At 64.1% G+C, this 19,646-nt stretch carries 21 protein-coding genes; 3 read left to right on the forward strand and 18 right to left on the reverse strand.

Going from position 1 to position 19,646, the window contains the following annotated elements; genetic code table 11:
* The first annotated feature begins 46 nt into the window (after positions 1–46).
* Together Q9293_RS12680 and rfaD are read left to right on the forward strand one after the other, a co-directional pair.
* Complete coding sequence (locus Q9293_RS12680) at positions 47–997, forward strand: DMT family transporter (RefSeq protein WP_306247037.1); 951 nt, start codon at positions 47–49, stop codon at positions 995–997.
* Between the two features lie 30 nt (positions 998–1,027).
* Positions 1,028–1,966, forward strand: a complete 939-nt coding sequence (gene rfaD / locus Q9293_RS12685) for an ADP-glyceromanno-heptose 6-epimerase (protein ID WP_306247039.1) — start codon at positions 1,028–1,030, stop codon at positions 1,964–1,966.
* 140 nt (positions 1,967–2,106) lie between these two features.
* Here the strand turns inward: rfaD and Q9293_RS12690 are convergent, their stop codons facing one another.
* From Q9293_RS12690 to Q9293_RS12775, 18 genes are all read right to left on the reverse strand, one after another.
* On the reverse strand, positions 2,107–3,273 hold the full coding sequence (locus Q9293_RS12690) for a PP2C family protein-serine/threonine phosphatase (RefSeq protein ID WP_306247041.1): 1,167 nt from the start codon (positions 3,271–3,273) through the stop codon (positions 2,107–2,109).
* Between the two features lie 15 nt (positions 3,274–3,288).
* Entirely contained in the window at positions 3,289–3,627 is a 339-nt protein-coding gene (locus Q9293_RS12695) for an anti-sigma factor antagonist (RefSeq protein ID WP_306247044.1), read from the reverse strand.
* Positions 3,621–4,805, reverse strand: coding sequence for a TIGR04552 family protein (locus Q9293_RS12700; protein WP_306247046.1), 1,185 nt, complete (start codon positions 4,803–4,805; stop codon positions 3,621–3,623). The genes Q9293_RS12695 and Q9293_RS12700 overlap by 7 nt, the downstream gene beginning before the upstream one ends.
* A 77-nt stretch (positions 4,806–4,882) precedes the next feature.
* A complete protein-coding gene (locus Q9293_RS12705) occupies positions 4,883–5,179 on the reverse strand; it encodes an ATP synthase F0 subunit C (RefSeq protein WP_306247048.1) in 297 nt (98 codons plus the stop codon).
* Between the two features lie 108 nt (positions 5,180–5,287).
* Positions 5,288–6,019 (reverse strand): F0F1 ATP synthase subunit A, encoded by a 732-nt coding sequence (gene atpB, locus Q9293_RS12710; RefSeq protein WP_306247050.1) that lies wholly within the window; start codon positions 6,017–6,019, stop codon positions 5,288–5,290.
* A gap of 12 nt (positions 6,020–6,031) precedes the next feature.
* Positions 6,032–6,469, reverse strand: coding sequence for a hypothetical protein (locus Q9293_RS12715; RefSeq protein WP_306247052.1), 438 nt, complete (start codon positions 6,467–6,469; stop codon positions 6,032–6,034).
* Positions 6,456–6,743, reverse strand: coding sequence for an AtpZ/AtpI family protein (locus tag Q9293_RS12720; protein WP_306247054.1), 288 nt, complete (start codon positions 6,741–6,743; stop codon positions 6,456–6,458). Before Q9293_RS12720 ends, Q9293_RS12715 begins: the two co-directional genes overlap by 14 nt.
* 185 nt (positions 6,744–6,928) lie before the next feature.
* Positions 6,929–8,392, reverse strand: coding sequence for an NADH-quinone oxidoreductase subunit N (locus Q9293_RS12725; RefSeq protein WP_306247056.1), 1,464 nt, complete (start codon positions 8,390–8,392; stop codon positions 6,929–6,931).
* Positions 8,392–10,095: a NuoM family protein gene (locus tag Q9293_RS12730; protein ID WP_306247058.1), complete on the reverse strand. Its 1,704-nt coding sequence runs from the start codon at positions 10,093–10,095 to the stop codon at positions 8,392–8,394. Before Q9293_RS12730 ends, Q9293_RS12725 begins: the two co-directional genes overlap by 1 nt.
* A 22-nt stretch (positions 10,096–10,117) precedes the next feature.
* Positions 10,118–12,421, reverse strand: coding sequence for an NADH-quinone oxidoreductase subunit L (gene nuoL, locus Q9293_RS12735; protein ID WP_306247061.1), 2,304 nt, complete (start codon positions 12,419–12,421; stop codon positions 10,118–10,120).
* Between the two features lie 20 nt (positions 12,422–12,441).
* Complete coding sequence (nuoK, locus tag Q9293_RS12740; protein ID WP_306247063.1) at positions 12,442–12,744, reverse strand: NADH-quinone oxidoreductase subunit NuoK; 303 nt, start codon at positions 12,742–12,744, stop codon at positions 12,442–12,444.
* Entirely contained in the window at positions 12,744–13,295 is a 552-nt protein-coding gene (locus tag Q9293_RS12745) for an NADH-quinone oxidoreductase subunit J (protein ID WP_306247065.1), read from the reverse strand. Before Q9293_RS12745 ends, nuoK begins: the two co-directional genes overlap by 1 nt.
* 32 nt (positions 13,296–13,327) lie before the next feature.
* Complete coding sequence (locus Q9293_RS12750) at positions 13,328–13,831, reverse strand: NADH-quinone oxidoreductase subunit I (protein ID WP_306247067.1); 504 nt, start codon at positions 13,829–13,831, stop codon at positions 13,328–13,330.
* A 9-nt stretch (positions 13,832–13,840) separates the two neighbouring features.
* A complete protein-coding gene (locus tag Q9293_RS12755; protein WP_306247069.1) occupies positions 13,841–15,007 on the reverse strand; it encodes an NADH-quinone oxidoreductase subunit H in 1,167 nt (388 codons plus the stop codon).
* Between the two features lie 19 nt (positions 15,008–15,026).
* Positions 15,027–16,127 carry an NADH-quinone oxidoreductase subunit D gene (locus Q9293_RS12760; protein ID WP_306247071.1) on the reverse strand — a complete coding sequence of 367 codons (1,101 nt, stop codon included), beginning with the start codon at positions 16,125–16,127 and terminating at the stop codon, positions 15,027–15,029.
* A gap of 9 nt (positions 16,128–16,136) precedes the next feature.
* The gene (locus Q9293_RS12765; protein ID WP_306247074.1) at positions 16,137–17,027 is read right to left on the reverse strand and encodes an NADH-quinone oxidoreductase subunit C; all 891 of its coding nucleotides are present in this window, start codon (positions 17,025–17,027) and stop codon (positions 16,137–16,139) included.
* A complete protein-coding gene (locus Q9293_RS12770) occupies positions 17,027–17,536 on the reverse strand; it encodes an NADH-quinone oxidoreductase subunit B (RefSeq protein ID WP_306247075.1) in 510 nt (169 codons plus the stop codon). The genes Q9293_RS12765 and Q9293_RS12770 overlap by 1 nt, the downstream gene beginning before the upstream one ends.
* The gene (locus tag Q9293_RS12775; protein WP_306247076.1) at positions 17,527–17,880 is read right to left on the reverse strand and encodes an NADH-quinone oxidoreductase subunit A; all 354 of its coding nucleotides are present in this window, start codon (positions 17,878–17,880) and stop codon (positions 17,527–17,529) included. Before Q9293_RS12775 ends, Q9293_RS12770 begins: the two co-directional genes overlap by 10 nt.
* Before the next feature lie 134 nt (positions 17,881–18,014).
* On the opposite strand from Q9293_RS12775, the gene Q9293_RS12780 reads away from it, so the two are divergent.
* Complete coding sequence (locus Q9293_RS12780) at positions 18,015–19,646, forward strand: GspE/PulE family protein (protein WP_306247077.1); 1,632 nt, start codon at positions 18,015–18,017, stop codon at positions 19,644–19,646.

The following is a 19,646-nucleotide window of genomic DNA, read 5'->3' on the forward strand; positions in this document are numbered from 1 at the left end:
GTAAGTTCCCCTCGGAGCCTCTCGCCTCGGGCGATAGCCTGGAGGGATGCCGAAGTCCCGCCCTTCACACCTCTTTGCAGTTTGCGCCCTGGCCTCCATTTCCCTGGTCTGGGCCGGAGGCTTTCCTGCCGCCAAATTTTCGTTGCAGGCGGGCCTCTCCGTGGGCGCCCTGCTGAGCCTGCGCTTCGCCATCGGCACGGCCGGGCTCGGCCTCCTCATGCTGCTGCTGAAGGTGCCCATGCGCCGCCGGGACGCCCTGGATGGCCTGTGGCTGGGCCTGGTGCTGGCCACGCTGTTCTGGCTGCAGACCGATGGCCTGCGCTTCACCACCACCTCGAAGTCCGGCTTCATTACGGGGCTCTACGTCATCTTCACGCCCATGGTGGCCCTGCTCTTCGGCGACCGTCTGCGTCCTTCCCATGCCCTGGGGGCCCTGGTGGCAGCCACGGGGCTGGCCCTGCTGGTGCGCGAGCCCGGCACCGCGTGGGGGGGCTGGAATCGCGGCGACTCAGAAACCCTGCTGGCCGCAGTGCTCTGCGGGTTCCACATCGTGATGACCTCCCACTTCTCCCGGCGCTCCTCAGGCTGGGTGCTGGCCTTCATGCAGGTGGCCGTCACCTGCGGCATCTCCCTGGTGGTGACGCTGTGCTTGCCCGCGCCATTCGGATTCCAGGGCGCCGGTGCGGCCCTGGCGAAAAGCGGCACCTGGGTGGCCCTGCTCTTCATGGGCCTCCTGGCCACCACGCTGGCCTTCTACGTGCAGAGCACTTACCAGGCCCGCCTCGGGGCCACGGAAAGCGCCATCATCTTCTCCTCGGAACCCGTGTGGACCGCCGCCCTGGCCATGAGCGGCTGGGTGCCCGGCATCCGCGAACACCTGAGCCCCATTCAACTCGCGGGCGGCGGCCTCATCCTCGCGGCCACCCTGGTGGCCGAACTGGGCCCGCGGCTGTTGAAGCGGCTGTCACCCGCGGAATCAGAAGAAGCGATTGGTTAGGCGCTATTCTGGAATCCAAGAGGAGCGAGCATGTTCATCGTCACAGGCGGCGCGGGATTCGTGGGCAGCAACCTGGTTCGGGAGCTGAACCGGCGGGGGCATACCGACATCCTCGTGGTGGACAACCTCGGCCGGGCTGAGAAGGCCCGGAACCTCGCCGATCTCACTCTGTCGGACTACATGGACAAGCGCGAGTTCCGGGCCCGCCTCGACGCAGGCACCCTCGACCTGCAGCCGGAGGCCGTGTTCCACAACGGGGCCTGCTCCGACACCATGGAATCCGACGGCCGCTACATGATGGAGAACAACTACGCCGACTCCAAGGCCCTGCTCCACTGGTGCCTGGCCCGCAAGGCTCCCCTGGTCTACGCCAGCAGCGCCGCCACCTACGGCGCCAGCACCTCCTTCGAGCCCGTGGCCGCCAACGAGGGCCCGCTCAACGTCTACGGCTACTCCAAGCTGGCCTTCGACCAGCATGTGCGCAGCCTCATGCCCGCCATCCAGAGCCCCGTGGTGGGCCTGCGCTACTTCAATGTCTTCGGCCCCCGGGAGCACCACAAGGGCCGCATGATGTCCGTGCTGCACCAGCTCCTGCGCCAGTTGAAGGAAACCGGCGTCTGCCGCCTCTTCGAAGGCACCGATGGGTTCGGCCCCGGTGAGCAGCAGCGCGATTTCATCTACGTGGGCGACATCGTGGCCATCAACCTGCACTTCGGCGGCTCGGGCATGGTGAAGGCCATCGTCAACGCGGGCACCGGCCAGGCCCGCAGCTTCAACGACATCGCCAAGACCCTCATCACCCACCTGGGCCAGGGCCGCATCGAGTACATCCCCTTCCCCGAATCGCTGATCGGCAAGTATCAGAGCTTCACCCAAGCCGATGTGCGCAGCCTCCGCGCCGCGGGCTTCAGCGCCCCCTTCACCCCCCTGGAAGACGGCATCGCCGCCACCCTGGCGGAGATCCAGTAGCCCTCCTTTAAAGATTCACCACGGAGACACAGAGGGCACAGAGGAAAGCACGGAGGGTAAAAGAACAGCTGCCATTCCGCTTCCTCCTCCGTGATCCCTCCGTGTGCTCCGTGTCTCCGTGGTGGATCGGTTTCCGGGAGTCAGGCCATCCGGTCCAGCACCACCAGGGTGACATCGTCCACGAACGGGGCGGGCTGGTTGAAGGCGCGGGCCTGGGCGATGACGGCATCAGCGGCAGCTTCGGCCCCTACGGGCAGTTCTGCGCAGATGCGGCGCAAGCCAGCTTCCTCGAGCATCGTGCGGTCGGGGCGTTCCACTTCCACCAGGCCATCGGTGTAGAGCACCAGCCGGTCCCCGGGCAGGAACTCCGCCTCCTGCTCCATGAAGGGCAGCTGCTCATCGAGGCCCAGCATGAAGCCTTTGCCGCGCATCACCTCTGAGCGCTGCAGCCCGCCCTTGGAGCCGCCCACGATGCGCAGGGGGGCGCAGTGGCCCGCCACCACGTAGCGGATGCGGTTGGTGACGGGGTCCAGGCGGCCCAGCCAAGCCGTGGCGAATTGCTCTGCCAGGGTGGAACGGCAGAGATCCTCATTCATGCCCTGGGCCCAGGACAACGGCTCACCACCGAGGCGCACCTGGTTCTCGAAGGAGGTCTTCACCATGGCCGAGATGAGGGCCGCAGTCACTCCGTGGCCGCTCACGTCCGCGATCATCATGGCCGTGCAGCCGTCCGGCAGGGGCAGGATGGCGTAGATGTCGCCGCCGATGCCCTCGGCGGGCAGGTAGCGGTGCGTGTAGCGGCAGCCCGGTGCCTCGCCCGGCAGCTTGGGCAGCAGGCCCATCTGCAGCGCCGCAGCCAGCGACATCTCCTCCTGCACCCGCTGCTGGAAAGCCGTCAGCTCCTTGTTCTGGCGCTTGATCTCCTTCTGCATCTCGATGAGACGGAAGGTGGAATCCACCTTCGCCAGCACCTCCTGCGCATGGAAGGGCTTGGGGATCATGTCGTCCGCGCCCAGGGACAAACCGCCGATGCGCGAGGCGGTGCCATCCAGGGCCGAGAGGATGATGAAGTAGATGTCGCGCGTGCCGGGATCGCTCTTCACCCGCTTGCACAGCTCATCGCCGGGCATCTCGGGCATGCGCAGGTCCGAGATGATGAGATCCGGCCGCGAGCGGTCCATTTCCGCCAGGGCTTCTGCGCCGTTGGACGCAGTCAGAACCTGGTAGCCCGCCCGCTTGAGGTAGAAGCTGAGAATGTCCCTGATGGGTGCTTCGTCATCCACCACCAGGACCGCGCCTTTGGCCATGCTTCAGTGCCTGGATCAGGCGCCGCGAAGCGCGTCCTGCTCCGTGGCGAAGATGGAGAAGTAGTTGGTGAGGTTGGTCTGATCGAAGGTCTTCTTCACGGGCGCGGGCAGGCAGGCGAGGTGCAGCTTGCCACCGGACTTATCCACGCTGTTGCGGGCCGCGACCAGCAGGCCAAGGCCTGAGGAATCAATGAAGCTCACCCCTTCCAGGTTCACCACGAGAAGCTTCGGCTGAGCGGTGGCCACCGTCTCGCGGATGACATCCCGCAGCTGGGCGGTCACTTCGAAGTTGACCTTGCCTTGGATGGACACCACCGAAGCGGTGCCTTCTTGGCGGGTCTGGATGTTCAGCATGGTTCCTCCTGAAGGATTCCCTGTAGCACTCTCCGCCGGGCGGCGTCCCGCTGGCGCTGTTTGTATTCGGTGTGGGATGCCGGACCAGATCGTGAGCTTTGAAACCCCGATTGTTCCATCACTTGGACTTCATGTGCGAAGAAGAAAGTAAACTCCTCCTGATCCTGGATCAACTCCGGAATCCGGGCAAGGTCCGATAACTCGGTATCGCCCATGGTCTGAAGCCGCTCCTGGAGGGTCTCCAGGGCCTTGGTGGCAGGGCTCGGCAAGCGCACCAGGGTGCGCGCCGTGAACTGGATGGCCGAGTAATCCTTGCTGGAAAAGGGGTTCTGCTCCTTCCCTGGAGCGGCCTTCAAAGCCAGGGTCCCGCTCAGGGTCCTGCGTTCTTCCGGGCCCAGGTCCTGGATCCGGAAAAAGGGGGGCGCGGTTTCGCTCCAGGCGGCCAGGGCCTCCATGTCGATCATCAGGTTCCGGCTGCGGCTGGGCTTGATGTGGGTGGGCATCAGCACGTGGTGGTCCAGCAGGAAGCGGATGACCATGAGCACACCCAGCTGATCCTCGGCCACGAACCGGATGCCGATCTGGTCGTAGATGGTCTCGGCCACGTTCTCGGGCTTGTGCAGCATCTTTAGGAGCATGGACACCCGATCCTTGTTCTCCTTGCGCTCCACGGCCACCAGGGGCACCTCGTAGGCCCCCCGCAGGAACCACTGGCCGTCCTCCTGTACCAGGTACTGATCGTAACGGTGGAAGACCTGGCGCTGGATCTCGGGCAGGAAGCGGAGGTTCACGTTGTGATCCACGTGGAAGAGCGTGTGCATCACCCGCAGGATGGCGCAGGACCATCGCCCCCGCAGATTCCGGGGCCGGTCCGAGGCCCAGACCAGCAGTTCGAGGGGATCGTGGAGGTCGCGCACCTCGAAGGGCACGTGAAGGCTGGTGCCATCCAGCACCACCGCCTCGAGGAAATCCACCGCATCCTCGTACACGCGCATCACGGCCGCACGCTGAACCGGCACATCCATGTCATAGCCGTAGTTCAGGGCGAAATTGCGGGCCTCGCCCGGCGAGTGGATCCGCAGCGAATCCAGGTCGATGGGAGAGCCACCCCCCAGGATCACCTGGGTGACTTCCGGCGGCATGGGGAACAGCGAGTGGGGCGTCATGGTGTCAAACATCTACATCGGCCAGTCGAGGGAAAGATAAAAAAACGGGGCGTCCCTATCATGGACGCCCCGCCGGAATTCCGCCAAGCCTACTTGATGGCGAAGGCGGCCACGAGCACGTAGATCACCAGGGCCTCGATGAGGGCCAGACCGATGATCATGGTCGTGCGGATGTTGCCAGCGGCCTGGGGATTGCGGGCCACGCCTTCGCAGGCGGCGACCACGGCCTTGCCCTGGGCCAGACCGCAACCGGCGGCGGCGATGGCGAGGGCGATGTGGGCGGTGAACTGACCTTCGAAGAGGCTCTTGCCGGCAGCAGGGGCGGCCTGCGCGAAGGCGAAGGAAGCCAGGGTGAAGAGAAAGGCGGTGGTGAGGAACTTCTTCATGGTGGTACTCCTAGGTGGTGCCCTTGGGGTTCGGAATCCCGCAGGCGGGTTGAATCTTTTTCATACGCAGAAAGCGAAGCTTTCTGCGCGAGGCTTAATGCTCGTGACTCAATGCTCGTGACTGACCGCGCCGCTCAGATAGATCGTGGCCAGCATCGTGAACACGAAGGTCTGGATGAGGCCGAAGAAGAGACCCAGGAACATCATGGGCACCGGTAGCAGGATGGGCATCAGGCCGAAGAAGATGCCCGCCACCACGTGCTCGCCAGCGATGTTGCCGAAGAGACGCAGGGAGTGGCTGAGAATTCGGCTGAGCAGGCCCAGGATTTCCAGGGGGAACATGAGCGGGGCCAACCACCAGATAGGGCCCGCGAAGTGAGCCCAGTACTTCACGAAGCCCTGCTCACGCATGCCGTGGAAGTTGTAGTAGCCGAACACCACCAGGGCCGCGCCCAGGGTGACATTCCAGTTGCTGGTACCGGGGCTGAGGGCGGGCAGCAGGCCGAAGAGGTTGTTGAAGAACACGAACAGGGCCATGGTGCCGATGAAGGGCAGGTATTTCTCGCCGTGGTGGGCGATGTTGTCGTTGATCATGTCCTTGAGGCCGCCCACGACGCCCTCAAAGATCTGCTGCAAGGGGCCAGGGATGCGGGTGAGGTTCTTGCGCACCAGCGTGGTGATCGCCATGGCCAGCAGGGCCGCCAGGGCCGCATTCAGCAGATGGTCGTAGCGCTCCAGCACGGACAGCGGCGTGCCGTGAGAGAAGCCGGGCCAGGGGTGCTGGGCCAGTCCCAGGACGTGGGTGAGCCACTGGGCAAGCAACGAAGCGTGGTGTTCCATGTCGGTCAGACCTCAAGCAGGCGGGGCGGATTCGGGTTTCTGGAAGGCCAATCGCAGCGCTTCCAGAAGGATGCCGACCACGAAGAGGAGCACTCCCAGGGCCAGCGGCAAAGCTTCCGCCGGGTATCTTCCCATCATCCCACGCAGCACCAAGGCGATCAACGCCAGTTTGCCCAGGGACAGGAAGCCGTAGAGCCAGCGGCGGCGCACCGAGGGCGTCAGCATGCGGCCCGTGAAGACCCGGTGCATGGTCCAGAAGCCCAGGCTGGCCAGGGCCCCCACTCCAAAGGCCAGGGCCGCCGTCCAGGAGCGGAGGAAGCCCCACAGAGGAATGCCCAGGGCCGCCAGAAGGAGCATGGCCCCCGTCACCCGCCTCAGGTGTCCGTCGCCCTCGTCCGCCGGCTTTTCCGCCCCCTCTGCCGGGATCCGCACGTTCTCAGACTCGGTCATCCGGCCCCTGCCCTTCCTGTTGGCGCTTCAGCTCTGCCTCATCCCGCCGGTTCATGCGGCTGCTGACCTTGTAGAGCTCCCAGAAGGCCGCGGCGATGCCCCAGACCAGGCCCGCCCACTGGCCCTCCTTCGCATGGCCGAACCAGCCCCCGATCCAGCGACCCAGGAAGAAGCCCAGCACGATGCAAAGGGGAAACGTGAAGCCCAGGGACATGAGGTCGCCCCAAAGGGCCCGCTCCCCCGGATCCGCCCCTTCCGTTTTCTTGAAGAGCACAGCCACCCCAAACAAAGGCGCGGGCAACCCCGCGCCTTCCAGTGTATGCCAAGCCTATGGATGAGTCTGATCGGGTGGCGCGACCCCATGGCGGATCAAAGAACAAGCCCGGCTTCGCCGGGCTTGTTCGCGGGGGTCCGGGGGTGTTCGCGCAGCGAAGCGGAGCGTGGAACCCCCGGATAACATCAAACCCAGAAGATCTCACCCGCCCACTTGAGCAGCCAGGGGCCGAAGGCCGTGCCCACCAGCACCAGGATGCAGGCCAGGGAGACAATGAAGACCTGGGCGGCACCCATGGGGGCAGCCTCGCCCTCGGGCTCCTTGAAATACATCTCCTTCACCACGCCCAGGTAGTAGTAGGCGCTCACAGTGCTGGTCAGCAGCGCGATGACGGTGAGGGTGACATACCCCTGCTCGATGGCCAGCTTGAAGAGGTAGAACTTGCCAAAGAAGCCCACCAGGGGTGGAATGCCCGCCAGGCTCAGCAGGAAGATCATCATGGCGAAGGCCAGCACCGGATGCTTACGACCCAGGCCCTTGAAATCCTCGATGCGCTCCCCTTCGTTCTTGGCCTGCAGGTAGATCACCACGGCAAAGGCGCCGGTGTTCATCACGATGTAGATGAGCATGTAGAGCCAGACGGCCTGGGCGCCCGCCTTCGGATCACCCGACAGCACGCCCAGCAGCATGTAGCCCACATGGGCGATGCTGGAATAGGCCAGCAGACGCTTCATGCTTTCCTGTCGCACCGCGGCCACGTTGCCGAGGATCATGCTGGCGCCGGCGATGTAGGTCAGGGGTAGCACCCAGTCGCTGGACACGCCGTGGAAGCCGGTACCGAAGACCCGCAGGAAGGCGGCGAGCGCCGCCGCCTTGGGGGCGGTGGCCATGAAGGCGGTGATGGGCGTGGGGGCCCCTTCATAGGCGTCGGGCGCCCACATGTGGAAGGGCACCGCCGCCACCTTGAAGGCCATGCCCACCAGCACCATGAGCACGCCCGCGTAGACCAGCAGGCTGCTGGTGGTGGGGGTCAGGGCCAGGGCGCGGTTCAGATCCTCCAGATTCGTGGTGATGCCACCGCCAGCCCCGTAGAGCAGGCTGATGCCATAGACCAGGATGCCGCTGGAGAAGGCGCCCAGCAGGAAGTACTTCATGCCCGCTTCCACGCTGGTGGCGCGGTCGCGCAGGTAGGCCACCAGGATGTAGATGCTGATGGCCATGAGCTCGATGCTGAAGTAGACCGAGATCAAATCCGAGGCGCCGCAAAGGAACAGCATGCCCGCAAGCGAGAACAGGATCAGGGCGTAGTACTCCACCGTCTGCTGCTTGAGGCTGTCCAGCAGCTTCACGCTGAGGGCCACCGTGCCAGCGGCAGCCAGCACGCAGAGCATCTGGAAGCCACGGGTGAGGCCATCCACCCGGAACATGCGGGAGAAGCCTTCGCCATCCGCGGTCTTGGTGATGAGCACCGCGGTAACGGCCAGGATCAAGAGGGTGATGGGCGCCCACTTGTGCTTCTCATTGCGGTTGAAGAAGAGGTCGCCCGGCCAGAGCATGAGCGTGGCCACGGCCATGAGGAAGAGTTGGGGGACGATCAGATGCGTGTCCCGAAGGAGCGCATCCAGCAGTCCCTGCGCGAAGCCGGTCATCAGTGGCCTCCGCCGTGGGCTGAGGTTTCATGGGCAGGGGTTTCGTGGGCGGGAGCCTCGTGGGCGGCATGACCTTCCGCGGCGGCTCCATGGCCTTCTTCATGGCCAGCGGCGGCTTCGTGATGCGGCGCGGCCATGCCCTGCATGCCCAGTTTGGCGGCTTCGGCCTGCTTGGCGGCCAGGGCCTCGGCCTGGAAGAAGTCAGGGTTCACCTGGGTGACCAGCTTGCGCACCGGAGCATCCATGACGTCCATGATGGGCTTGGGATAGAGGCCGATCCAGAAGGCGGCGGCTACCAGGGGCGCGAAGTAGAGGATCTCGCGCAGGCTCAGGTCGTCCATCTTCTCGTTAACAGCGGTGATGGGTCCAAACATGACGCGCTGGAACATCCACAGCATGTAGGCCGCGCCGAGGATGATGCCCAGCGTGGCGACCACGGCGGCCCAGGGGAAGGCCTGGAAGGAGCCCATGAGGATCACGCCCTCACCGATGAAGCCGTTCAGCAGGGGCAGGCCGATGCTGCTCATGGTCATGATCATGAAGATGGTGGCGTAGACGGGCATGGTCTTCGAGAGGCCGCCGAAGTCGGCGATCATGCGGGTGTGCCGACGCTCGTAGACGATGCCCACCGCGAGGAACAAGCCGCTGGTGCTGATGCCGTGGTTGATCATCTGGAAGAGGCCACCCTTGATGCCGTAGGGATTCAAGGCGAAGAGGCCCAGCATGCAAAGGCCCAGGTGGCTGACAGAGGAGTAGGCCACCAGTTTCTTCATGTCCTTCTGGATCATGGCCACCAGCGCGCCATAGATGATGCCGATGAGGGCCAGGGCGATGAACCAGGGCATCAGTTCCTTGGTGGCCGTGGGCAGGATGGGCAGCAGGAAGCGGACGAAGCCGTAGGTGCCCATCTTCAGCAGGATGGCGGCGAGGATTACGGAGCCGGCGGTGGGCGCCTGCACGTGGGCGTCCGGCAGCCAGGTGTGGAAGGGGAACATCGGCACCTTGATGGCGAAGCCAACGAAGAAAGCGAGGGCCATCAGGTGCTGGTAGGTCTTGCTCTGCTGGGCGATGATCGGCGCCATCTGCTGGAAGGAGGCCAGCGAGAAGTTGTAGCTGCCGGTGGCCTTGTGCTGCAGGAAGTAGATGGCGAGGATGGCCACCAGCATGAGCACGGAACCGGCCAGGGTGTAGAGGAAGAGCTTGATGGCGGCGTAGAGCTTCTGCGGGCCGCCCCAGATGCCGATGAGGAAATACATGGGCACCAGCATCACTTCCCAGAAGAGGTAGAAGAGGAACATGTCCTGGGTGATGAACACGCCGAGCATGGCGGTCTGGAGCACCAGCATCCAGATGTAGTACTCCTTGTGGCGCTCCTCGATGGACTTGAACGAACAAGCCACCGCGATGGGCCCGATGAAGGTGGTCAGCAGCCAGAGCAGGAGGCTGATGCCGTCCATGCCCACCGCGAACTTCACGCCCAGGGCGGGAATCCAGTCCACGGCCATGAACCACTGGACCGCGTCGCTGGAGCGGTCATAGCCGAACCAGAAGGGGAGGCTCAGCAGCAGACTGGCGATCATCAGCAGCAGGGAGCCAATTTCGAAGGTGCGGCGCTGATCCTTGGGGACGAGGAGGAGGACCAGCGCGCCCAGAACGGGCAGGAAGGTCGCCACCAGCATCAGTGTCGTGTTTGCGGTGAACATGTGAACTCCAACCAGGATGGGGCTAGGCCAGGAATTTCAAAATGGCGAAGACGAGGAAGCCAATGAGCATGACGAAGGCGTAGTTCTGGACGCGGCCGGTCTGCAGGCCGCGGAACACGCCGCTGGTCTCCTGCACGAAGTACTCGACGAGGTCGACCGCGCCGTCCACCACGTGCTCATCCAGCCAGTTCATGAAGGCGGCCCAGACGAGGGTGAAGCGGGCCGCGCCATTCACGATGCCATCCACCACCCAGGTGTCGAAGCTCCAGAGCTGGGCCGAGAAGCGCTTGATGGGCTCGATGATGGCCGCCTCGTAGAACTCGTCCACGTAGTACTTGGCGTTCACCCAGCGGAAGAGGTTGGGGAAGCGCGTCACGAAGGCCTTGGCGCGGCTCCAGCTTGGATCCTTCTTGTAGATGACCCAGGCCAGCAGCATGGCGCCGGGGGCCCAGATGAAGGTCGCCCAGGCCATGAGGCCGTACTCGATGGCCGGAGGCACGTGTTCGCCGTGGTGGGCGGGCGCCGCCTGGTAGAGCAGCGGCTCGATCCACTTGCTGAAGAGCTCAGCAGGCACGATGGGCGCCACACGGTGCAGGCTTTCGGGGTAGTTCAGGAAACCACCCACCACCGCCAGGCCAGCAAGGATGGCGACGGGCAGCCACATGTTCCAGACCACTTCCGTGGGGCCATGGCCGTGTGAGCCGTGGTCATCATGACCGTGAGAGGCGCCATGAGAGGCATGGGCGTCATGCCCGTGATCCGCATGGGCGTGAGCATGGGCATCGTGGCCGTGGTCATCATGCCCGTGGGCATCGCCGTGGCCATGGGCTTCGGACGGCACGCTCAGGTGGTGGGGATCATCCCCGGCCCCGCGGTAATCGCCATAGAAGGTCATGACGATGAGGCGGGTCATGTAGAAGGCGGTGCAGAAGGCGCCCAGCATGCCCAGGATCCAGGCCACCAGGTTGAGCGTGGGGCCCGTGTAGTGGCCGTGCTGATACCAGCCCTCGAAGACCTTCCAGAGGATCTCATCCTTCGAGAAGAATCCGCTGAAGGGGAAGATGCCGTTGATGGCCAGCGTGGCCAGGCCCATGGACATGAAGGTGATGGGCATGACCTTGCGCAGGCCGCCCATGTTCCGCATGTCCTGCTCGTGGTGGCAGGCGGCGATGACCGCGCCGGATCCGAGGAAGAGGCTGGCCTTGAAGAAGGCGTGGGTGAACACGTGGAACATGCCGGCGGTGAAGGCGCCCGCGCCCATGCCCATGAACATGAAGCCCAGCTGGGACACGGTGGAGTAGGCCAGCACCTTCTTGATGTCGTACTGGGCCAGGCCCATGGTGGCGGCCACGAAGGCCGTCAGCGAACCGAAGGCCAGCACCACCGAAAGAGCCACGGGAGCGCTCACGTAGATGAAGTTCAGGCGGGTGATCATGTAGAGGCCGCTGGTCACCATGGTCGCGGCGTGGATCAAGGCGGACACCGGGGTTGGGCCTGCCATGGCATCCGGCAACCACACATACAAGGGGATCTGCGCGGACTTGCCCATGGCACCCACGAAGAGGCAGCAGCCGATGAGGTTGAACCACCAGGTCGGCGTGTGGGTGAGGCCGTAGAGGGTGATGGACGGCAGGTTCACGATGCCGCGCACCGAGCCCATGAGCGTGTCGTAGTCCAGGCTGCCGAAGATCTGGAAGATCAAGAAGAAGCCCAGCATGAAGCCGAAATCGCCGATGCGGTTGGTGACGAAGGCCTTCTTGCCCGCGATGGCGGCGGATTCCTTGTCGAAGTAGAAGCCGATGAGCAGGTAGGAGCAGAGGCCCACACCCTCCCAGCCCAGGAACATCATCATGATGTTGGCGCCCAGCACCAGGTTCAGCATGCTGAACACGAAGAGGTTCAGGTAGGCCATGAAGCGGTAGTAGCGGCCGTCGTTGCGCTCTTCAGCCATGTAGCCGGTGCTGAACAAATGAATCAGGAACCCCGCGCCAGTGACGAGCAGAGCCATGCAGCCGCTGAGCACGTCGAACTTATAGGCCCACTGGATCTTGTAGGTGCTGAGGCCACCCAGGACGCGGGCGCCGCCCACATCGAACCAGGTCCAGAGGCTCTGGTGGATGGACCGGCCCTCGGCAGGAAGGCCGATGAGCGTGATGAAGTGTGCCAGCGTGAGGATGAAGGCGACGCCCACGCTGCCCAGGGCGAAGAAGTCCACCACCTTGGTGTTCCGCAGCTTCTTGCCGCTGAGGCCGTTGATGAGGAACCCGAAGAGGGGCAGGAAGGGGATGAGCCAGAGGTAGCTGCTGGCCTGGGAGGCGGCGGTCATTGCGTGTTCCATGGTCGTCGTCATCCCTTCAGCAGGTTGATGTCGTCCACCTGGACGGTGTCCCGCTTGCGGTAGAGGGCCACCACCAGGGCGAGGCCCACGGCCACTTCCGCCGCGGCGAAGCCCATCACCAGGAGGGCGAAGGCCTGGCCGGAAACGGAGCCGCTGTGGCGCGCGAAGGCGATGAAGTTCAGGTTGGCGGCGTTGAGCATGAGCTCCACGCACATGAGGATCACCAGGGCGTTCCGGCGGATCAGCACGCCGATGATGCCAATGGAGAACAGCAGAAAGGAGATGAGGAGGACCGCGTTCAGGCTCACCATCACACACGCTCCGTTTTCGCCAGCACCACGGCGCCCACGAGGGCCACCAGCAGGATCACGCTGAGGATCTCGAAGGGCAGGAGGTAGTCGGCGTAGAGCCCGCGGCTGACCGCCTGGGCGTTCTGCTTGGCCACATCCAGACCCGCGGCCAACTCAGGGCGCAGCACCAGGGCCTCGGGCGAGGCGGCGCCGAAGAGCACCTTCCGGAACATGCCCAGGAAGGCGGCAGCGCCGATGAGCACCGTGACAATGGCGTAGCGTGACTGGAGCTGGAAGACCGCCTTCTCCTTCTTTTTGCTCATTTCCACAAGCATGACCACGAAGAGGAAGAGCACCACGATGCCGCCGGCGTAGACCAGGATCTGGGCCATGCCGAGGAATTCCGCTTCCAGGGAGAGGTAGCAGCCCGCCATGCAGAGCATCGCGAAGAGGAAGCCGAGCACGCTGTGCACGGCGCTCCGCGAGCCGACCATGAAGGCCGCGCCGCCCAGGGCCATGACGCCGAAGATGGCGAACATGTTCCGGCCGATCGTTTCGATGAAGTGTTCCATGGGCGTCCTCGGGAATGCGCGAAGGGTGAAGGTCAGTCCTCGGCCACGCTGAACTTGCCCACCGGAGAGGGCTCGTACATGTTCTGGGCCAGGCCTTCCATGCCGATGGAGAAATCCTCCCGGTTGTAGGCGGCCAACTCGAACTGGTGGTTCAGGATGATGGAATCGAAGCCGCAGCTCTCCACGCAGAATTCGCAGAAGATGCAGCGCTCCATCTCGAAGTCGTAGCGCACGGGGAAGGGCATCTTGCGGCCTTCCTTCTTGCCTTTCTCGATGGTGATCACCTGGGTGGGGCAGATCTTTTCGCAGGCCAGGCAGCACACGCACTTGATTTCGCCCTGCTCATCCTTCAGCAGGGTGAGGCGACCGCGGTACCGAGGCTGAACCTTGGCGGGCACCTCGGGGTATTCGGACGTGATGTGGAAGGGCACCTTGCGGCGGTTGGCCGAGAAGAACACCTTGGCGAAGTGCTTGCCCGTGATGGACAGGCCTTTGGCAATGTCGAAGGGGATCAGGGTCCTCAGTAGCTTGTTCATGGCAGTCCCCTAGACGGCGAAGCAGCGGACGACAGCCGCCAGCAAGAGGTTGACCAGGGCCACGGGGATCAGATACTTCCACGCCACGCTCATGACCTGGTCATAGCGGTAGCGGGGGATCGTGCCGCGCACCCAGATGTAGGTGAAGAGGATGAAGATGATCTTCACCACGAAGAAGATGGCGTGGGGTTCGCCGAACCAGGACAGAACGGCCGGAAGATGCGGGTTCAGCAAGCCCTGCAGGCCGAAGGGCAGCAGCCAGGGGCCGCCCAGGAAGAAGCCCGAAGCCAGCGCCGCCACCACGGTCATGTTGATGTACTCGGCCAGGTAGAAGAAACCGAACTTCATGCCCGAATACTCGGTGTGGAAGCCCGCCACCAGTTCGTTTTCCGCTTCCGGCATGTCGAAGGGGAGGCGGTTGGTTTCGGCGAAGCCGCAGGTGAGGTAGAGCAGGAAACCCAGAATCTGCGGAATCAGCGCCCAGGCGGGCATGCCCGTGGCCATGCGGGCGGACATCTCGCCGAAGTTGAGGCTGGCGGAGAGCACCACCGGGGCCAGCAGGCTCAGGGCCAGGGGCACTTCGTAGCTGACCATCTGGGCCGCGCTGCGCAGCCCGCCCAGCAGGGGATACTTCGAGTTGGAGGCCCAACCGGCCAGCACAATGCCGTAGACGCCCACACTGGCGACGCCCAGGATCCAGAGCAGGCCGACATTGATGTCAGCGATACCGCCGGAGACCGGCAGGCCGCCCAGGTAGGGGAACCACTTGGGGAAGGTAAAGAAGACGCCAGGCACGAAGGAGACAGCGGCGAACACCACCACCGCGGCCACCATGCTGAGGGCCGGGGCGATGAAGAACACGAACTTGTCGGCCTTGGCGGGGAGGATGTCCTCTTTGAGGATGAGCTTCAGCACGTCGGCCACGAGGCCGGGGATGCCGCGCCAGTAGGAAAGCACGGGGACACGTCCCCATTTCCACATGCCGCGGTTCATCCAGCCGGTGATGGCCACATGGCCGCTGGCCACGCGGGTCGATCCCAGGCGCTGCTGGAGGTAGCCCAGCACCTTGCGCTCGGCGAACACGGTGAGGGGCACGACGACGAAGACGAAGATCACCACCAGCAGACACTGGATGAGCGTGATCACGATGGACTGAGTGAGGGTCGGAATCGGCATGGGTGGGAATCCTCGTCGACTAGCGGTCGATCTCGCCGAGCACGATGTCCAGGGTGCCGATGGCCGCCACGATGTCGGCGATCAGCGCACCCTCGGCCATCTTGGGCAGGGCTTGGAGGTTGATGAATCCGGGGGCCCGCACATGGAAGCGGTAGGGATTGCCGCTGCCCTTCTCGCCCACGAGGTAGTAGCCGATCTCGCCCTTGGGGGCTTCGGTGGCGTGGTAGACCTCGTTGACTTCGGCCTTGAGGATCTTGGGCAGCTTGGCCATGACGGGCCCTTCGGGCATGCCGTCCATGCACTGCTGGATGATGCGGGCACTCTGCCGCATTTCCGCCATGCGCACCAGGTACCGCGCGTAGGTGTCGGCCTCGGTGCGGGTGGGCACCTCGAAATCCATCTCCGCGTAGGCGGCATAGGGGAAGGCCTTGCGGATGTCGTAGGGCACACCGGCGGCGCGCAGCACAGGCCCGGTGACACCCAGACCAATGGCATCCTCGGCACTGAGCTTGGCCACGCCCACGGTGCGCTTCTTCCAGATGCGGTTCTCGCTGAGCAGGTTTTCGTACTCCTCGAGGCAGGTCTCGAACTTGGCCAGGAACTTCTGGACCATCTTCTCGAAGCCGGGGGGCAGGTCCTCGCGCAGGCCGCCAATGCGGAAAGCCGTGGTGGTCAGGCGGGAGCCGCAGAACGCCTCGTTCATGTCGAGGATGTCTTCGCGCTCGCGGAAGGCGTAGAGGAAAACCGTCATGGCGCCAATGTCGAGCGCGTGGGTCGCGAGCCAGATCAGGTGCGAGGCCAGGCGGTTGAACTCATTGAGCATGGTGCGGATGTACTGGGCGCGCCGGGGCACCGTGATGCCGAAGAGCTTCTCATTGGCTTCCGCCCAGCCCAGGTTGTTGGCCACGGCGGAGCAGTAGTCCATGCGGTCGGTCCACACCTGGCCCTGAAAGAAGGTCTGGTTTTCGCAGATCTTCTCCACGCCGCGGTGCAGGTAGCCAATCATGGGCCGACAGTGGGTGATGGTCTCACCATCCAGCCGCAGCTTCACCCGGAGCACACCGTGTGTGGACGGGTGCTGCGGGCCCAGGTTGATCTCCATTTCCTCGTTCTTGAACACCGTCCGCTCCTAGTCCGCCTTGGGTTGCTTCAGGTTGATGCCCAGCTGACCGGCCTTTTGCATGGCGATGCGCTCAAGCATGCCCCCGCGGTCCTCACGGAACGAAATGTCGCGCTGGCCCCATCCCACCACGGGGTAGTCCTTGCGCAACGGATAGCCTTCCCAATCCTCGGGGCAGAGGATGCGGGTCATGTCGGGGTGGTTCGCGAAGCGGATGCCCAGCATGTCGTAGATCTCCCGCTCCATCCAGTTGGCGCTGGGATACACCGCGCAGGCGCTTTCGGGCTGGAAGCCTTCGGGCACCAGGATGCGCAGGCGCAGGCGCTTGCGGCGGCTGATGCTGGTCAGGTGGTAGACCACGCTGAAGGCGAAATCCTTGGCGGCGGGATAGTGCGTGGCGGATTGGTCCGCCAGCATCTCGTAATTCAGGGCCGCATCCTGGCGACAGAGCTGCAGCACCTCAAGAATCGATTCCTTGGCCACCTGGCAAGTCAGCTCACCAGCCTGCTCGAAGATCTCCTCGACCTTGGCGCCCAGCACTTCCTGGAGGTGCAGCAGGTCGGCATCCTTCGCCTCCTGGGGCCAGGGGGTCTTGAGGTCGTTGTCATCCTTGCGGGGCACGGCGCGCACCGGGGGCTTGGGCGCGTCCTTGCCCTCGGCTTCGGCCTTGGCCTTGGCCACCTCGAAGTCCGCCAGCTGTTTCTGCCACTTCGCTTCATCAGCGGCAGCGGCGGCGGCGACTTCGGCCTGATAGGTCTTCAGGCTGGGCACGGGCACCGTCTTCGGCAGCACGATCTGGCGCTGAGGTGAGGCCGCGTAGTCGTAGACGTAGGGCCCGGCGGGGGCTTCCGGAATGTTCGGCGTCTGGGCCGGCGTCTGGGGGAGGGTTTCGTCCGACATCAGCCGACCTCCTCGAAGATGTCCTTGTACCGATCAGCCAGGCTGCTGGTCATGATCTTGTCCTGCAACTTCATGAAGCCGTAGATGAGCGACTCGGGCCGGGGCGGGCAGCCGGGGATGAACACGTCCACCGGAATGACCTTATCGACGCCCTGGATGGTGTGGTACGAATCGAAGGGCCCGCCAGCGGTGGCGCAGGAGCCCATGGCGATCACCCACTTGGGCTCGGGCATCTGGTCGTAGAGGGTCTTGATGATCGGGGCCATCTTGTAGGTCACCGTGCCCGCGATGATCATCAAATCGGCCTGACGGGGCGTGGCGCGGAAGATGCCAGCGCCAAAGCGGTCGAAGTCGAAGCGGCTGGCGCCGGCGGCCATCATCTCGATGGCGCAGCAGGCCAGACCGAAGGTCACGGGCCACACGCTGGTGGCGCGGGACCAGTTCATGACCTTCTCGACCTTGGTGGTGATGAGGATGTTCTCAAGGGCGGTGGGCTGATTCATTCCCATGTGAGGGCTCCCTTGGACCAGATGTAGCCGTAGCCAAACAGCAGCAGGAAGAGGAAGAGGCCCAGCTCGATGGCGCCGAAGACGGCCAGTTCCTTCATCTGGATGGCCCAGGGCATGAGGAAGACCGTTTCCACGTCGAACACGAGGAACATGACCGCCACCAGGTAGTAGCGCACGGAGAATTTCTCGCGAGCCTCGCCGCGCGCGGTGATGCCGCATTCGTACGACGCGTACTTCGCGGCGCTGGGCCAACTCGGGCGCAGCAACCACGACAAATTCCAAATGATGATCGGCAGGGCCACTGCTACCAGGATCAGTAGCAGGAGGGACGCGTACCCACGCATGGAGCCTCCAGGACAGATCATTGTGGAGTGCCGGTCCAGCGCAGGTCAACGTTCGAAGCTAACCCTTCCATCCTTTGTGACTCAGGTCCAATTCTGCCGATCAGACATCCATGGCCTTCCGATAGGATGCTTCCATGTCCACCACACCTCAGCAGGTCCCCACGGATACCGTTGCCCCCGGCGACAAGACGCTGACCGATTTCCGCCCGGTCCGCGATCTTTACCCGACCCTGGACCTCACCCGGGAGCCGGTGGATTTCGCCCTGTTCCAGGCCCTGCCCCTCGATTTGATGCTCAAACACCATTTCGTACCCGTGCAGGAGCGCGAAGGTGTGCTTTGGCTGGCCATGGCCGATCCTTTGGACATCCCCACCCAGGACATGCTGCGCCTGCGGCTCAAGCGCCCCCTCCGCTTTGCGGGCGCCCCCCTGGCCCAGATCCAGGAAGTGCTCAAGAAATCCGAAAGCGGCCAGAAGGTCATGGATGAAGCTGGCGAAGCCCTGAAGATTCAAGTGCTGCACGAGGAAGACCTGGACGACGAGGTGCTGGATCTGGAGCGCCTTACGGACAAGGATGAGGCGCCCATCGTGCGCCTGGTGGACACCACCATCTTCAACGCCCTGCAGCGGCGCGCCTCCGACATCCACCTGGAGACCACCTCCACGGGCTTTCAGATCAAGTACCGCATTGATGGCAGCCTTTACCCCGCCGCCGAGCCCATCGACCGGCGTTTTGCTTCGCCCATCATCAGCCGCGTAAAGGTGATGTCTGAACTCGACATCGCCGAGAAGCGCAAGCCGCAGGACGGCCGATTCAAACTCAAGGTGCGCGGCCGGGCCATCGACTTCCGCGTGAGCATCATGCCCACCATCCACGGCGAAGACGCCGTCATCCGCATCCTGGACAAGGAGAACCTCACGGAGGAATTCCAGGCCCTCAGCCTGGAGATCCTCGGCTTCTCCGACCACGAGCTCAAGCGCCTGCGCCGCTTCGCCCACGAGCCCTACGGCATGTTCCTGGTAACGGGCCCCACGGGATCGGGCAAGACCACCACCCTTTACGCCGTGCTCAGCGAAATCAAGGCGCCGGAAGACAAGATCATCACCATCGAGGATCCGGTCGAATACCAGCTCGAAGGCGTCACCCAGATCCCCGTGAATGAGAAGAAGGGCCTCACCTTCGCCCTGGGCCTGCGCTCCATCCTCCGCCACGACCCCGACAAGATCCTCGTGGGTGAGATCCGCGACCCCGAGACCGCCCAGATCGCCATCCAGTCGGCCCTCACGGGCCACCTGGTCTTCACCACCGTCCACGCCAACAACGTGCTGGACGTGCTGGGCCGCTTCCAGCACATGGGCGTCGAAGTCTACAACTTCGTGTCGTCACTCAACTGCATCCTGGCTCAGCGCCTGGTGCGCGTGCTCTGCCCCAAGTGCAAGCGCCCGGCGCCGAAACCCACCCCCCAGGAACTGGAGGAGAACGGCGTCGACGAAGCCTGGCTGCGCACCGCCACCCTCTTCGACCGCGTGGGTTGCGTGGACTGCCACGGCACCGGCTTCCGGGGCCGCCAGGCCATCATCGAGTTCATGGGCCTCAACGATGAGATCCGCGAGCTGCTCATCCAGCGTGCCCCCGTGCGCGAGGTGAAGGCCGCCGCCCGCCGCCATGGCATGCAATTCCTGCGGGAAAGCGCCATCGAGAAGGTGCGCATGGGCATCACCACCTTTGCCGAGATCAACAAGGTGACCTTCCGCGAAGGGGCCTAG

It is taken from the genome of Geothrix sp. PMB-07 (assembly GCF_030758935.1).
GTDB lineage: Bacteria > Acidobacteriota > Holophagae > Holophagales > Holophagaceae > Geothrix.